Below are 13,462 nucleotides of genomic sequence, written 5' to 3' on the forward strand. Positions count from 1 at the left end.
CAACAGATGGCACTCTATCACCCCCCTCCCAAAGAGTGAAAAAAATTTTGAAGAAGAGGACCAAAAAGGAGCAGCAGAAACGCCGGAAACTGAAACAAAAGAAGCGGGATCAGCAATATAAACGGCAACCGCGCTATCTTTCCTGAAATTTCCTCCTGACAGGCCTCCACCAGCTCCGATTCCAACTGCACCAGCACATTAAAAACGGCCTCGCCCCGCAAACCGCGCTCCAGAACCTGCAGAAGACTGCGGCGATAAAGGGAGGGCACAGCCTTCAGCGCCTCTTTCGGATCCTGTCCTTGCTGCAATAGCGCCAACCACTGGGTTACAACGGGGACAAAGTCATCGTGCGAGGTCTTTACATAAGATAAAACACCCTGACGCACCGACTGCCCGCGCTCCACCGCACGTTTAACCTCCAATAAAAGCTTTAACGGAGGTGCTACACCGTCCATTTCATCCTCCGACCCACATAAAAAATGAAAACAAGGCCCGCGATGAACACCAAACCGGAGCCAAAAAGCAGATTTCGATGCTTCTCGAAACCAAATTGCATAATTACAAAGACAAAAAGCGCGAGATAAAGAGCGGTGACAATTATCGCCTGCATCTTGATCTGCTGACTCACTTGTCCGGACCTACGTCGAAAATCTTCGAGCATTTTATAATGTCGGCGAAGGGCTTTGACCTGCTCCACACACCGGGTCTGCGACTGATCGATGGTGCGCATCTCTGACAGGAAATCCGCCAGCAGAGCGGATTTCACGGCGATGTTTGATTCCGGAAACTGCAGCGAATGTAACACTTCAAACATCTGCACACGCACCCAACCGCTTTGTGATTCAACGGCCGAAAGGAACGAAGCGCGGAAGGATTTTCCGGTTTGCAAACCCAGAATCATGCAATCAAGAAGCGGAATCAGCGCACTTCGCAGTCTTCGAATTAAGAAAAAACGCAAAATTGCCGGAAAAAACTTTAAAGTTATTAAAAGAATGCCGATGAAAAGCCAGAGCAAGGTGGGTGTCGAGGCTGCGACGGTGAGAAAGCAGATCACAACCAGGTTCATGATCGAAAAAGATCGAACCCAGTGTTGAGAGAATGCAAAATCCCGCGCCACCGATGAAAAAATTCGGTGAACGAGCGCATGTCCGAACAGCGAAATCGAAAAAACGATGAGCAAAGGGCACCTCCTTGAACCCGGTTGCTCGCAAAAAATATGCAAGGTAAATTTTTTGTTGACGTCGGTGGTCGAATTAGGAAAAACTTAAGTAAGTAAAGTTTTGTAAGTTAAGAAACAACAACAACGTTTGCATCCTAGGAGGAGCACATGGCAAAGAAAGCAGCTAAAAAAGCTACAAAAAAAGCAGTTAAAAAAACTACTAAAAAAGTAGCAAAAAAAGCTACAAAAAAAGTAGCTAAGAAAGCTACTAAAAAAGCTACTAAGAAAGCTGCGAAGTAGTCTTTCTTAGGAACTAGTTTTTAGTTCTTGAACCCCAGAGGCAACTCTGGGGTTTTTTTATGCCCAAAACCCGCCACCAGAGCGGCTTTCAAGCCGATCCAAATCTTCCAATTTCACCAAAAATTCTTGAATAAAAAATGCTCTCCAAGAACACGCTCTTGCGAAGCAAGGCGCCCGGCGATTCGCGAAGCGAGAGCCAGTAAAAAAAAGACCAACCCAAAAAGCTTGAGGTTGGTCAAAAGGGTTCAGCCGCGAGGCGGAGGGCTTTTTACGAAACGGAGGCGTGCTCCAAGCACGTCGGAGAGAAGTAAAAGGCCCGACAACGAAGTGGATGGGCCCTTTTCACCAACCGATCAGAAGTAGTAGAGGGCGCCTACGGTACCGGTCGGAACTAGCATGCCGCGTTTAATTTCGGTCATGGCCATCAGTTCTGCATAAACCGAGACACCTCGGAAGTCGCCGGAAAGCTGATTATATTGCAGGCCAAACGAAGCATTCACAAAATCTGTGCCAAATCGGCCGGTTTTTTTCTCTTCCGTGGTCAAAACACGGTCCAGAATTCCGGAATGATTCGCAGCCGACGTGCTGCCGCTGGTATTATACCAGCGGGAATAACCGGCGGTGAAATAAGGAGCCAGATAATCACCCTCGAAAGCATGTTTCCATGCCAGTTGGAAAGAGTTGTAACCATGACCCGTGCCGAATCCGGCGATGGCACCGTCAGCATCTTCCACGTTCAATTCCAAATTGAAGCCCATGGTACCCAGGGCTCCGCCCACGGACATACCGGCGCCGACTTTCAACTGCTGGCGCATGCTTAATGTCGAGGAATAAGTGTTCATCAGGCGCTCATCACGCATGCCTTGGGCATATTCAGTTTCGATAGAGCGTGCTTTGGTGTTGATGGTGTTGGAGTCTGCGCCCAGGATCACCGTGGCTGCTTGGGTTTGCAGGGCTGCAAAAAACACCACGGTGGATACCGCATGACGGATAGAAAGTTTCAACATAGAGGACCTCCCTGTGCTCGAGGAGATCTTAGAAAACGCGGGCTTTCACACCCTCTTGCTGGAAGAATTTCTTCAAAGCCGGACCATCCAGCGGTTCGAGCCTGAAAAGAAGCTTATGAACCAGCTCATAAGTCTCTTCCGCTTTCTTCGATCTCATTTTGTCTGTCAAATATGCCATGTCATCGCTGATTTTGACCGCATTATCAAGCAGTCTGGCCATTTCTTTATTCTTCGTGGTTTTATCCAGCAGAACCAGCGTTTTATTGAAGTTTGTCGTCAAAGAATTCAGTTGTTGGATCATATTGGTGACCGAACCTTCGTTTTTTTCCACAAGTTCGATGATTTTGCCGGCCAAACCGTAACCTTGAGAGATCAATTGATCCACACGCGGGGGATCTTCACCGCGAACATAGTCGCCGGAGGAAAATTCACCGGAATCCACAGAGCCTGGCGAGATTTCCAGAAACTTTTCCCCAATCACACCCGCAAGGTTGATGAAGAATTTGGAATCTTTCCGGACACTGGTCCAGGCTTTCTTGTCGACAGTGATCGTCAGGCGAAGTTTTACTTCTTCACCGGAAGGCGCTTTGTATCCCGGATCAAAAGTGATTGCCTTTACTTTGCCCACTTTGATACCCATCACACGCACAGGAGAACCTTCTTCAATCCCCCCGGCATAGTTGTACATGACATTCAGTTCTTTGGAATTGGAGAACGGGGAAATAAATCCCATGAAGTAGGCAAAGACCACAATCAGAACTACCGAGACCAGAGCCAACAGGCCCACTTTGGTTTCAACCTTCATACGTTCCCCTAGTAAAGATAACTAAAAGTATAGGACAAAATAAAATCAATCACAATGATTGCAATCGAAGACACGACCACCGTGTTTGTTGTCGCACGACCCACGCCTTCGGCACCTTGCTGACAACGGAATCCAAAGTAACAAGCCACAAGTGGAATCACGCCTCCGAAACACGCACCCTTGATCATTGCAAAAATCAGATCCTTGAAATCCACAAAACGCTGCATCGAAGTCAAAAACATCCCCGGTGTGTAACCCAGATAAAACTGACTGACCGCCATCGCCGAAAAGATGCACGCCATATTGGCGACGACTGTGATCATCATGCCACCCAGAACACAGGCCAAAAAACGAGGGACCACCAGATAATTGACCGGATCAATCCCCAGCATTTTTAGCGCATCCACCTGTTCAGTGATCTGCATGGAACCCACTTCGGAAGCGTATCCCGCACCCACGCGCGAGCTTAAAAGCAACGCCGTAACGATCGCCCCCAGTTCCCGCAGAATCAAAACAGCGGCAAAACCCGGCACCATCGAGTCATTCTGAATGACCATCTTCATATGGAAAGAGGACTCTAAGATTGTGACAATCGCGGCAAAACACACACAAAAAACCACGATAAAAAGGCTTTTATTGCCCACAAAATGCAGTTGCTGGAAGAATTCTTTACGACGAAACGGCGGAGTGAACACCCCGGTCAGGGTTTCAGCAATCAATGTGATCATGGTCTAAACCCCCGCACCATCGTCAGGATAATGTCCCCGATAAAGCTGGTCATCCAGTCCATCACCACAATACAAATCATCGTCGTCACAGCCGTGGCCACCACCGCCCGGCCCACACCTTTGGCTCCGCCGGTTGTGGAATAGCCCTGATAGGTGCAAATCGTCGCCAGCACCACCGCAAAAGTGCCGCATTTCACAAGGCCGCTTAAAATAGATACCGGACTGACAATCAGAGGAACATGGCGCAGGTATTCTTCATAATTCACGCCGGCAAAAAGCTCACCCAGCAGCATGCCACCAAAGACGGACATCATCAAACCCGCCGCTAGCAGGAAGAAGCTTGAAACAATGATGCCCACAAATCGCGGAACGATGATTTCCTGAATCGGATCTGCGCCCAGGCAGCGAACGGCATCAATCTGTTCAGTGACTTTCATGGTCCCCAGTTCCGCAGAAGTAAACGCCCCGACTTTCCCGCTGAGCATGAAGGCGATCAAAAGCGGGCCCACTTCCCGGAAAGTCGCACTGGTGGCCAAAGCCCCCAGATACCCCAGGGCGCCAAACTCTTTCACCTGCATCGCAAACTGCACAGTCATGATTGCGCCCACAAAGAAACCCGCCATCGCCGTGGTCGGGAAGCTGTCGACAGTGACCTTCCAGATCTGCTCAAAAATTTCGTGCGTTTTGAGTTTCTTAAACATCATCGTGCGCAGGATTTTTTGCAGAAATAACAATGTGGCCCCGACCTGGTCGAGGAACGAGGTGATCATGCTCATGCCTCTAAAACCTCCGCCAGGAAGTCTTTCACCAGTGGCTGATTTGACTTTTTCAATTCTTCCGGAGTACCCAAGGCCACAATATTTCCCTTGTCCAGAACGACAATGCGATCGGCAATGGAAAGCGCACAATTCATATCGTGGCTGACCACCAGGGAAGTTGTTTTCAATTCTCGGGAAAGATCCAGAATCAACTGATTCACCGCCGTTGTCGTGACGGGATCAAGTCCGGTGGTGGGCTCATCAAAAAGCAAAATTCTTGGTTCAAGGGCCACGGTTCTTGCCAGACTCACGCGCTTTTGCATTCCGTAAGAAATCTGGCCGGGACGTTTTCGTTCCACCCCGTGCAAATTCACCAGACGCAGGGCCTTTGAAACCTTGGCCTGAATGACTTCTTCAGACAGTTGATAGTGACGGCGAAGCCCGAAGGCTACATTTTCGTAAATTGTCAGGGAATCAAAAAGGGCCGGATGCTGAAAGACCATGCCGCATTTTTTGCGGATGGGAAGATATTGTTCTTCAGAGAATTTAGAGACCTCTTCATCGTCGATCCAGATTTCGCCTTCATCCGGAGTCAGCAGACCCACGATGTTTTTCAAAAGAACGGATTTTCCTGTCCCAGATGTCCCCAGAATAAAGATGATCTCGCCCTCGCGGATTTTCAGATTTAATCCGTTGAGTACTGTCCTTGTACCGAATCTTTTCACGAGGTTTTTGAACTCAATCACTGACTCATGGTAGAGGCGTGTTCACACACGGTCAATCCGACATTTCTACGACTAGTGTACGATGATGTTAACAAACTAGACGTTAGCTGTGGTGAGAGGGCCGGAAAGTAATCCGCGAATGAACTGATGCACGCGTGGATCGGTATGATTCTTTGTTTCTTCAGGTGTTCCGGTGATAAGCAGTTCCTGATCCACCACCATGCCGATTCGATCCGCCATTTGAAAAGCGCGATTCATGTCGTTGGTGATCGCGACAACCGTAGATCCTTTTTCTTTTTTCAACGTCATGATCAGATCGATGATCTTGCGCGAAGTGATCGGATCAAGGCCTGCAGTTGGGTCATCATAGAAAATGATCTCGGGATCCAAAGCCAGTGCCCGGGCGATTCCCAGGCGCTTTTGCATCCCGCCGCTGATTTCATCCGGATACAAATCGCGGGCATGAGGAATGCCGACAGCATCCAAGAAATACTCTGCTTTTTTTGTTATTTCCCAGTCCGACAACGCTGTGGTTTCGCGCAACGGAAAGCTGATATTTTGAACACAAGTCAGGGAATCAAAAAGGGCGTTTTTCTGAAACAGAATCCCGACCTTTTTAAGCAGCGGAAGACGCTCTTTATTGCTTAGCGTCGACCAGTCCTTTTGTTCAACAAATACTTTGCCATTACGGGGACTTACCAAGCCTGACATGGTCTTGAGCAAAGTTGTTTTACCCTGCCCGCTGGGTCCGACAATCACAAATGATTCGCCCGCCTGAATTTCCAGGTTGATGGACTTCAACACCACCAGGTCGTCAAAGGCCACTGTCACGTCTTTCAGGCTGATGATGCTCATTCGGTCCAGATTCTCTCTCTGGGGGCCTCTGCGCCCAGCGGTAATGGTTGTCTCTAAATACGATTTGATATTGAATGGGTCATCGAACGCAAGTTTTTATTTTCGTTGGGAATTTTAGGAGTAATTAAATGAATATTCATGAGTATCAGGCTAAAGAAGTCTTGAGAAAGTTCGGAGTGGCTACGCTGAAAGGCAAACTTGCTCACTCTCCTGAAGAGGCCGTTGCTGCGGCAAAAGAAATCGGCGGAAGCGTTTGGGTTGTTAAGGCCCAGATCCACGCTGGTGGTCGCGGTAAAGGCGGCGGTGTTAAAGTTGCCAAGTCCCTGGACGAAGTTTCTGAATACACCAAGAAAATGATCGGCATGACTTTGGTGACTCACCAAACAGGCCCTGAAGGCAAAGTTGTTCAAAAAGTCTTCATCGAACAAGGCTGCAACATCGCAAAAGAATACTATGTTGCCTGCTTGATCGACCGTGCGACAGGCCGTGCGGCTATGATGGCTTCTTCCGAAGGTGGCATGGACATCGAGGAAGTTGCTGAACACAATCCAGACGCGATCAAAAAAGTCGACATCGATCCAACTGTGGGTTTGATGCCGTTCCAGGCTCGCGAACTGGCTTTCCAAATCGGTATGGAACCAGCGATCGTGAACAAAGCGGTGAAATTCTTCGCCGGTCTTTACAACGCATTCGTTGCCACAGACTGCTCTATCGCGGAAATCAACCCATTGGTTGTGACTAAAGAAGGCGACGTTCTTTGCTTGGATGCAAAAATGAACTTCGACTCCAACTCTTTGTTCCGTCATCCAGACATCGTTGAGATGCGTGACCTGAACGAAGAAGAGCCGTCTGAAATCGAAGCTTCCAAGTTCGATCTGGCGTTCATCAAGCTTGACGGTAACATCGGCTGCCTTGTGAACGGTGCGGGTCTGGCGATGGCGACTTTGGACATCATCAAATTGCACGGTGCTGAACCTGCAAACTTCCTGGATGTGGGCGGCGGCGCCAACAAAGAGAAAGTGACTGAGGCGTTCAAAATCATCCTGAAAGACAAAAACGTAAAGGGCATCCTGGTTAACATCTTCGGTGGTATCATGAAATGTGACATCATCGCAGAAGGTGTGATCGCGGCGTCCAAAGAATTGGGCCTGAAAGTTCCATTGGTTGTTCGCCTTGAAGGTACAAACGTGGAATTGGGTAAAAAGATGTTGAAAGAATCTGGTTTGAACATCACTCCAGCCGACAACCTGACTGATGCAGCTAAAAAGATCGTTGCTGCGATTAAAGGATAAGCGAACATGGCAATTCTTATTAACAAAAACACAAAAGTAATCTGCCAAGGTTTCACTGGTGCTCAAGGTACTTTCCACTCTGAGCAGGCTTTGGCATACGGAACTAAAATGGTTGGTGGTGTGACTCCGGGTAAAGGTGGCACAACTCACATCGGTCTTCCAGTGTTCAACACTGTGAAAGAAGCCAAAGCAGCCACAGGTTGCAACGCATCCGTTGTATTCGTTCCGCCTCCATTCGCTGCGGATTCCATCATGGAAGCGGTTGATGCCGATCTGGATCTGGTGATCTGTATCACTGAAGGCATTCCAGTTTTGGACATGGTAAAGGTGAAAGAATACATGAAGGGCAAGCGCACGCGCTTGATCGGCCCAAACTGTCCTGGTGTTATCACTCCGGGCGAGTGCAAAATCGGTATCATGCCTGGTCACATCCATAAACCAGGCCGTATCGGCGTTCTTTCCCGCTCTGGCACATTGACTTACGAAGCTGTTGGTCAGTTGACCGCGCTGGGTATCGGTCAATCCACTTGCGTGGGTATCGGTGGTGACCCGGTGAACGGCACAAACTTCATCGACGTTTTGAAAATGTTCAATGAAGATCCGGATACAGACGGCGTTATCATGATCGGTGAAATCGGTGGTACGGCGGAAGAAGAAGCTGCAGAGTACATCAAAGCTCACTTCAAAAAGCCGGTGACAGCGTTCATCGCAGGCGCGGCAGCTCCGGCTGGTAAACGCATGGGTCACGCGGGCGCGATCATCAGCGGCGGCAAAGGCACAGCAGAAGCGAAGTTCAAAGCGCTTGAAGCTGCAGGTTGCAAGATTTCCCGTTCCCCGGCGGACATGGGTATCACAATGCAATCCATGCTGAAAAAGTAGTTCTAAGATTTTAGATTCAACTTTGAAAAACCCACGGCAGAAATGTCGTGGGTTTTTTTGTTTCCGAAGCTGACCATTTTCGATCCCTGTCAATTTTTAAGACAGCCTCACCCCGCTCAAACATCCTCTGATTGGTTTCAAGGCCGTAAAGCGGTGGAACGCCTCTTGTAAAAGGTTTTGCGTTGATCAATTTAGGAGAGTTTATGAAACGTTCTGGTTTGGCTGCTTTTATGGCCTTATTGTCGCTGACTCACAACACGGCTCACGCCGACATCATCGTCGATTTGCCATTCCCGGGCGAATTCGAAGGCGATGTCGTTACAGCTCCGACAACTCCTCCGGCCCCACCAGCGGAAGACACAACTCAAACTCAACCCACAACAACGCCGGCAGCACCTGCAGCTCCTGTGCAGACCGAATATAAGGGTGAGCTTTCCATCACCTCCATGTCGCGCAAATCCGGCGGCGCCACTTATAAGATTGATCTGCAGCGCTCTGCCGTCCTGAACCGTCTGGAACTCGTAGTCGAGGTCAACAAGCTAAAGATCCATTCCGCTTCCCTTATCACGGACAGTGGCCGGGAAATCCAGGTTCGCGAATTCAAAGACACCCGTGTCTTATCCACATGGGAATCACTGACGTCTGAAAACCTGAACCTGTCCGACCGTGTGGTTTCGATTGAAATGGTTGCCGAATCTTATGGTGGGGCTGCGAACATCCGCCTGCGCGCCATCGGCGCGACCGATGTTCCTCGTCTGACATTGCAACAGGTGATTGAGCCTGTGGCTGCCACTCCGACAGCTCCTCCGGCACCAAGCAATCCTGTTATTCCTGTGCGCAACGAACCCATAGTACAAAACAGCACTCCGTCAGCCATCGCCAAAGGCAGCAAGGTCGTCTATTCCGGTTCTTACGTCGGCACCATCGTGCAGATTCTTGGCGGCGGCAAAGTGCGTGTGACGTTGGACGGTTACAGCGGCACTCATGATGTGGACTTGCGTGAAATCGCCACCCAAACAGCGTGTTTGGATGGTCTTTGTAGTGGATACAACATCCTTTATTCCAATAGCTATAGCGGTGTTATTAAAGAGGTTTTCGCTAACAAAAAAGCCCGCGTGGTACTGGATGGTTATTCCGGTTTGCACATCGTGAACTTGAGCGAACTTGCCAGATCCGTCGACTGTCACCAGAACTTCTGTATCAATCGTCAAGCGATCTACAGCAATTCCTACGATGCCACGATCAAAAAACTTTTCACCAATGGCAAAGCCCAGGTGGTGCTGGCTGGCTATTCCGGCCTGCATATCGTGAGTTTGTCAGAGCTGGCCAACGTCATTCAGTGCGCAAAAGAAATGTGCGTGGGTGACTCAGTGATGTACAACAATACTTATAAAGCAAAGATCCTGAAGGTCTACGGCAATGGCAAGGCGCAAGTCACGCTGGAAGGCTACTCTGGAACTCACATGGTGAATATCTCTGAACTGACTCGCCCGACTCGCTGCCTTGACGGTGTTTGTGCCGGGGATTCATTGATGTACGATCGCACCATGGACGCCAAGGTTATTGAGGTTTACAACAACCGCCAGGCCCTGATCACGATCGCGGGCTACAATGGCACCCACACGGTGGCAATCAGCTCTTTAAGCAAGAAAATCAACTGCGCCAGCGGCATCTGCGTGGGCGATCAGTTAATGTATGACTTCACAATGAAAGCCAAAGTCATCAAAGTCTTCAGTCATGGTCAGGCTTTGATCACGATTGAAGGTTACAACGGCACGCACACCGTGTCCCTGCAAAGTCTGACGAAACCTGTGACCTGCTCCAAAGGAATTTGTGCTGGTGACCGTGTGACTTATGATCGCAGCTACACCGGAAAAGTTATTTCCGTGTTCGGTAACGGCACAGCCTTAGTCACCCTGAACGGTTACTCAGGCACACACAATGTCAGCCTGAGTAGTCTGGTAAAAATGAGATAGGAATTGAAGAACCCGCGGTGAAAACCGTGGGTTTTTTATTTCTCTGCTGGATAATAGGGAATTTCAATGACGGCGCGAGCTCCGGCCGCTCCCATAATCGCGCCCAGCACCTGGCGCAAGGACATGATCGTGGCACCTCTTTGACCGATCACCCGGCCGATGGCCTCTTTCGGGCAGCTCACGATGTACTGGGTGGTTTTCTCGCCCACAACAACATCCACGCCGATGCCCTCAGCTTCAGGCGCCAGCATCTTTAAAGCCGACAGCAGAAATTCACGGGCTTTTTCACGAATCTCCGTAATATTGTCGGACAATGGCGCCGCCCCGGATTCAGCTTTGGCTGCGGATGAGGAACGCACTACTTTAATCACTTTAACGGACTCGGCACCCATAAAACTCCTGTTAACAATTTCATGTTAACTTAGAATTTGTCTTTCACCAGATCCTGTCCGCAGATAGTGCTCCCTTCAATTTTTGTGGAACACACCATTACAATTTTTCACAAGGTCCCATTTTAAAAGCTTTGGGGGCCTGCCCTCCCCGTCAAACGACAGAATATTATTGTCTAGTAATCTTACAGCAATGTAAGCATCGGGAATGACGAAGTTCTTTTTCCTTCTGACCCTGATCTCTGCAAGCGCCTTTGCCCAAACCGAACCCGACTGGACTGCCGGAGTCGCCGTCCCTCCGGGCGGGAGATCCAACATCTATTTATGGAACGATTTCGATTTCCAGACGTCTCAAAACAAGGGAAAGATCCACGCACAAATCTATCCGGTCACTGTCACCGGCATGCTGCCACCCTATGAACCCGTGCGCCGCTTGATCGAGGAAAAGAACAGCAATCCTTTGCGCAAATGGATTCAAAGCCTGATGAAAGGCCTCAGTGGATTCAGAAGCTTTGAAGACGTGCTGAAAAATCTGGGCCTGCACAAGTACCCGCTTGAAAACGAGCGCGGGGTTTATGCCGTTCCTTATCCCAATGAAATTCGTCCTGACACCCTGATGGGATTTGGTTTGATTGAACGAAACGGGGCTGAAGGTTTCACTTTCAGTTGCGCGGCCTGCCACTCGTCCAATTTGTTTGGCAAAACTGTTTTGGGCATGACCAACCGATTCCCGCGTGCGAATGAATTCTTCATCAAAGCCAAGAAAGTCATGCCTTTGATGGACCCGCACATCTTTCAAGCTTACACGCGTGCCACTGATGCGGAAACCGCCCTGTTGGTGGAATCCAAAGAACGCCTGAAGTCCGTCGCCCTGAAGCAGCCGATTGCACTGGGCTTGGATACGTCTTTGGCGCAGGTCAGTCTGTCGCTGAATCGTCGTGCGAAAGACGGCTACGCCAACTACAGCGACAAAGCCGCAAGATCGCCGCGTGCCGATGCCTATCTTGATGAAAAGCCTGCAGATTCAAAACCTGCCGTCTGGTGGAACGTAAAATACAAAAACCGCTGGCTGTCTGACGGAAGTGTTCTTAGCGGAAATCCCATTTTCACCAATTTGATCTGGAATGAAATCGGCCGCGGTGCCGACTTGCACGAACTGGAACAGTGGCTGGCGGAAAATGATCATGTGATCAAAGAGCTGACCACGGCGGTTTTTGCCTCGGAAGCGCCGCACATCACTGACTTTTATCCGGCGGAAAAAATTGATCTGGGTCGCGCCAAAGCGGGCGAACAGATCTTTAAAAACAACTGCGCCAAGTGCCACGGGAACTATGAAAAAGCCTGGAACCTGCCACATGCCCTGGTGCTGTCGCCCGCTGAGCGCCTGAAAACAGTGGAAGTCCGCTACAAAGAAAAAACCCCGGTGGTGAATGTTGGCACGGATCCCTACCGCCGTCAGGGCATGAAGTCTTTGGAACAACTGAATGACCTTGAGATCTCCAAAAAGAACGGCATCGTGATCAAAGCGCAGGAAGGCTATGTGCCACCACCACTGGTGGGCATCTGGGCCCGATGGCCGTACATGCACAACAACTCGATTCCGAATCTGTGTGTCCTGCTGACTCCGGCAAAGAAGCGTCCGTCGATTTATTACTCCGGCGAAGCGCTGAATAAAGACACCGACTATGACTTCGCCTGCGGTGGCTACCCGATCGGCGACAAAACACCGAAGGCGTGGAAGACACGCGAGCATTTGTACGACACAAGAAAAGCCGGCATGGGCAACATGGGCCACGATGAAGGCATCTTCATCAAAGATGGAAAGGAAATTCTTTCCGCCGAAGACAAATACAATCTGATTCAATTCCTGCAGACACTCTAAGCGTCTCTGCGCGAGTGTTTCCTGATTTTCCTGCAAACACGGGCGCTTATTGGCGCCCGCTGTTCAATCCCTAAACACAAGCCCTCATCGGATTTACCGCGAATTTCCGGCAAATGCGTGATTTCCCGTACTGAGACACCTTGGCACTGTTGCTGCAATACTCCCCAGCCAGTAACCAAAACACATTAAACCCTTTTTAGGAGTGCCCATGAAAAAGTCCGTTATCGTTGCGTTGTTGTTGTCCGCTACTATGGCTCAAGCTACTGAGATTTCTCAGGTATACTCTGCTTCTGTGACTTCCACAGTAGACTCCATCCTGGCGATTCCATTGATGACTACAGGTGGTGTTGTAGCGACATCTGCTTCTATCTCTGGTCAGACTTTGAAACTTGTTGTTGAAGCTAAAGAAGATGCCGCAACGATGGTTGCTTCTGATGGCGCTATCCGTGGCGTGGCTTTGCAGAAAGCTTTGGAAGCCATCCGCGCTGAAAACCCAAAACTTCAGGCTTCCGATCTTGAGATCGCTGAAGGCATCCTGAAGATGTAATTCGCGCTTTATCTCCTCCTCTTCTCTGGAAAAGGGCTGCCGCAAGGTGGCCCTTTTTTATTTTCAAATCAATCACTTAGGTCCCCATAGTCTGGCACTGAATTTGTAAGAATATTTCAAACGAGGCCTCAGCTTCTGAGCGCCAGGGCCCGAACGTCTC

15 protein-coding genes are annotated in these 13,462 nt (G+C 49.6%); 6 read left to right on the forward strand and 9 right to left on the reverse strand.

Annotated elements, in window-relative coordinates:
- Positions 1–17: 17 nt before the first annotated feature.
- A complete protein-coding gene (locus ACZ520_RS17950; RefSeq protein WP_088563840.1) occupies positions 18–455 on the reverse strand; it encodes a hypothetical protein in 438 nt (145 codons plus the stop codon).
- On the reverse strand, positions 443–1,180 hold the full coding sequence (locus ACZ520_RS17955; protein WP_464126872.1) for a hypothetical protein: 738 nt from the start codon (positions 1,178–1,180) through the stop codon (positions 443–445). Before ACZ520_RS17955 ends, ACZ520_RS17950 begins: the two co-directional genes overlap by 13 nt.
- 147 nt (positions 1,181–1,327) lie before the next feature.
- On the opposite strand from ACZ520_RS17955, the gene ACZ520_RS17960 reads away from it, so the two are divergent.
- A complete protein-coding gene (locus tag ACZ520_RS17960; protein ID WP_011166103.1) occupies positions 1,328–1,459 on the forward strand; it encodes a hypothetical protein in 132 nt (43 codons plus the stop codon).
- A 353-nt stretch (positions 1,460–1,812) separates the two neighbouring features.
- On the opposite strand, the gene ACZ520_RS17965 is transcribed toward ACZ520_RS17960, so the two are convergent.
- From ACZ520_RS17965 to ACZ520_RS17990, 6 genes are all read right to left on the reverse strand, one after another.
- Positions 1,813–2,466, reverse strand: a complete 654-nt coding sequence (locus ACZ520_RS17965) for a hypothetical protein (protein ID WP_464126874.1) — start codon at positions 2,464–2,466, stop codon at positions 1,813–1,815.
- A 28-nt stretch (positions 2,467–2,494) separates the two neighbouring features.
- Positions 2,495–3,271 carry an MlaD family protein gene (locus ACZ520_RS17970; RefSeq protein WP_011166106.1) on the reverse strand — a complete coding sequence of 259 codons (777 nt, stop codon included), beginning with the start codon at positions 3,269–3,271 and terminating at the stop codon, positions 2,495–2,497.
- Between the two features lie 8 nt (positions 3,272–3,279).
- Positions 3,280–3,999: an MlaE family ABC transporter permease gene (locus tag ACZ520_RS17975; protein ID WP_416479754.1), complete on the reverse strand. Its 720-nt coding sequence runs from the start codon at positions 3,997–3,999 to the stop codon at positions 3,280–3,282.
- Complete coding sequence (locus ACZ520_RS17980; RefSeq protein ID WP_088563836.1) at positions 3,996–4,775, reverse strand: MlaE family ABC transporter permease; 780 nt, start codon at positions 4,773–4,775, stop codon at positions 3,996–3,998. The genes ACZ520_RS17975 and ACZ520_RS17980 overlap by 4 nt, the downstream gene beginning before the upstream one ends.
- Positions 4,772–5,503 (reverse strand): ABC transporter ATP-binding protein, encoded by a 732-nt coding sequence (locus ACZ520_RS17985; protein ID WP_464126877.1) that lies wholly within the window; start codon positions 5,501–5,503, stop codon positions 4,772–4,774. Before ACZ520_RS17985 ends, ACZ520_RS17980 begins: the two co-directional genes overlap by 4 nt.
- A gap of 75 nt (positions 5,504–5,578) precedes the next feature.
- Complete coding sequence (locus tag ACZ520_RS17990) at positions 5,579–6,337, reverse strand: ABC transporter ATP-binding protein (RefSeq protein WP_088563834.1); 759 nt, start codon at positions 6,335–6,337, stop codon at positions 5,579–5,581.
- Positions 6,338–6,465: 128 nt separating this feature from the next.
- On the opposite strand from ACZ520_RS17990, the gene sucC reads away from it, so the two are divergent.
- The 3 genes from sucC to ACZ520_RS18005 all read left to right on the forward strand — a co-directional run bounded on the left by sucC (position 6,466) and on the right by ACZ520_RS18005 (position 10,484).
- Positions 6,466–7,629, forward strand: coding sequence for an ADP-forming succinate--CoA ligase subunit beta (gene sucC / locus ACZ520_RS17995; RefSeq protein WP_015092760.1), 1,164 nt, complete (start codon positions 6,466–6,468; stop codon positions 7,627–7,629).
- A 6-nt stretch (positions 7,630–7,635) separates the two neighbouring features.
- Positions 7,636–8,508: a succinate--CoA ligase subunit alpha gene (gene sucD, locus ACZ520_RS18000; protein ID WP_374034385.1), complete on the forward strand. Its 873-nt coding sequence runs from the start codon at positions 7,636–7,638 to the stop codon at positions 8,506–8,508.
- 203 nt (positions 8,509–8,711) lie between these two features.
- A complete protein-coding gene (locus ACZ520_RS18005; protein ID WP_464126880.1) occupies positions 8,712–10,484 on the forward strand; it encodes a beta-sandwich domain-containing protein in 1,773 nt (590 codons plus the stop codon).
- Between the two features lie 35 nt (positions 10,485–10,519).
- On the opposite strand, the gene ACZ520_RS18010 is transcribed toward ACZ520_RS18005, so the two are convergent.
- Positions 10,520–10,876 (reverse strand): KH domain-containing protein, encoded by a 357-nt coding sequence (locus ACZ520_RS18010; RefSeq protein WP_374034387.1) that lies wholly within the window; start codon positions 10,874–10,876, stop codon positions 10,520–10,522.
- A 205-nt stretch (positions 10,877–11,081) separates the two neighbouring features.
- On the opposite strand from ACZ520_RS18010, the gene ACZ520_RS18015 reads away from it, so the two are divergent.
- Positions 11,082–12,755: a c-type cytochrome gene (locus tag ACZ520_RS18015; protein ID WP_464126882.1), complete on the forward strand. Its 1,674-nt coding sequence runs from the start codon at positions 11,082–11,084 to the stop codon at positions 12,753–12,755.
- A gap of 208 nt (positions 12,756–12,963) precedes the next feature.
- The gene (locus ACZ520_RS18020; protein WP_374031560.1) at positions 12,964–13,302 is read left to right on the forward strand and encodes a DUF2388 domain-containing protein; all 339 of its coding nucleotides are present in this window, start codon (positions 12,964–12,966) and stop codon (positions 13,300–13,302) included.
- Positions 13,303–13,462: the final 160 nt, after the last annotated feature.

Source organism: Bdellovibrio sp. BIS2 (assembly GCF_055398295.1).

What these genes read in the sequence shown, in the direction of transcription:
- ACZ520_RS17950 (WP_088563840.1), bottom strand. Translation starts at nt 455, where the DNA reads ATGGACGGTGTAGCACCTCCGTTAAAGCTTTTATTGGAGGTTAAACGT.
- ACZ520_RS17960 (WP_011166103.1), top strand. Translation starts at nt 1,328, where the DNA reads ATGGCAAAGAAAGCAGCTAAAAAAGCTACAAAAAAAGCAGTTAAAAAA.
- ACZ520_RS17965 (WP_464126874.1), bottom strand. Translation starts at nt 2,466, where the DNA reads ATGTTGAAACTTTCTATCCGTCATGCGGTATCCACCGTGGTGTTTTTT.
- ACZ520_RS17970 (WP_011166106.1), bottom strand. Translation starts at nt 3,271, where the DNA reads ATGAAGGTTGAAACCAAAGTGGGCCTGTTGGCTCTGGTCTCGGTAGTT.
- ACZ520_RS17975 (WP_416479754.1), bottom strand. Translation starts at nt 3,999, where the DNA reads ATGATCACATTGATTGCTGAAACCCTGACCGGGGTGTTCACTCCGCCG.
- ACZ520_RS17980 (WP_088563836.1), bottom strand. Translation starts at nt 4,775, where the DNA reads ATGAGCATGATCACCTCGTTCCTCGACCAGGTCGGGGCCACATTGTTA.
- ACZ520_RS17990 (WP_088563834.1), bottom strand. Translation starts at nt 6,337, where the DNA reads ATGAGCATCATCAGCCTGAAAGACGTGACAGTGGCCTTTGACGACCTG.
- sucC (WP_015092760.1), top strand. Translation starts at nt 6,466, where the DNA reads ATGAATATTCATGAGTATCAGGCTAAAGAAGTCTTGAGAAAGTTCGGA.
- sucD (WP_374034385.1), top strand. Translation starts at nt 7,636, where the DNA reads ATGGCAATTCTTATTAACAAAAACACAAAAGTAATCTGCCAAGGTTTC.
- ACZ520_RS18005 (WP_464126880.1), top strand. Translation starts at nt 8,712, where the DNA reads ATGAAACGTTCTGGTTTGGCTGCTTTTATGGCCTTATTGTCGCTGACT.
- ACZ520_RS18010 (WP_374034387.1), bottom strand. Translation starts at nt 10,876, where the DNA reads ATGGGTGCCGAGTCCGTTAAAGTGATTAAAGTAGTGCGTTCCTCATCC.
- ACZ520_RS18015 (WP_464126882.1), top strand. Translation starts at nt 11,082, where the DNA reads ATGACGAAGTTCTTTTTCCTTCTGACCCTGATCTCTGCAAGCGCCTTT.
- ACZ520_RS18020 (WP_374031560.1), top strand. Translation starts at nt 12,964, where the DNA reads ATGAAAAAGTCCGTTATCGTTGCGTTGTTGTTGTCCGCTACTATGGCT.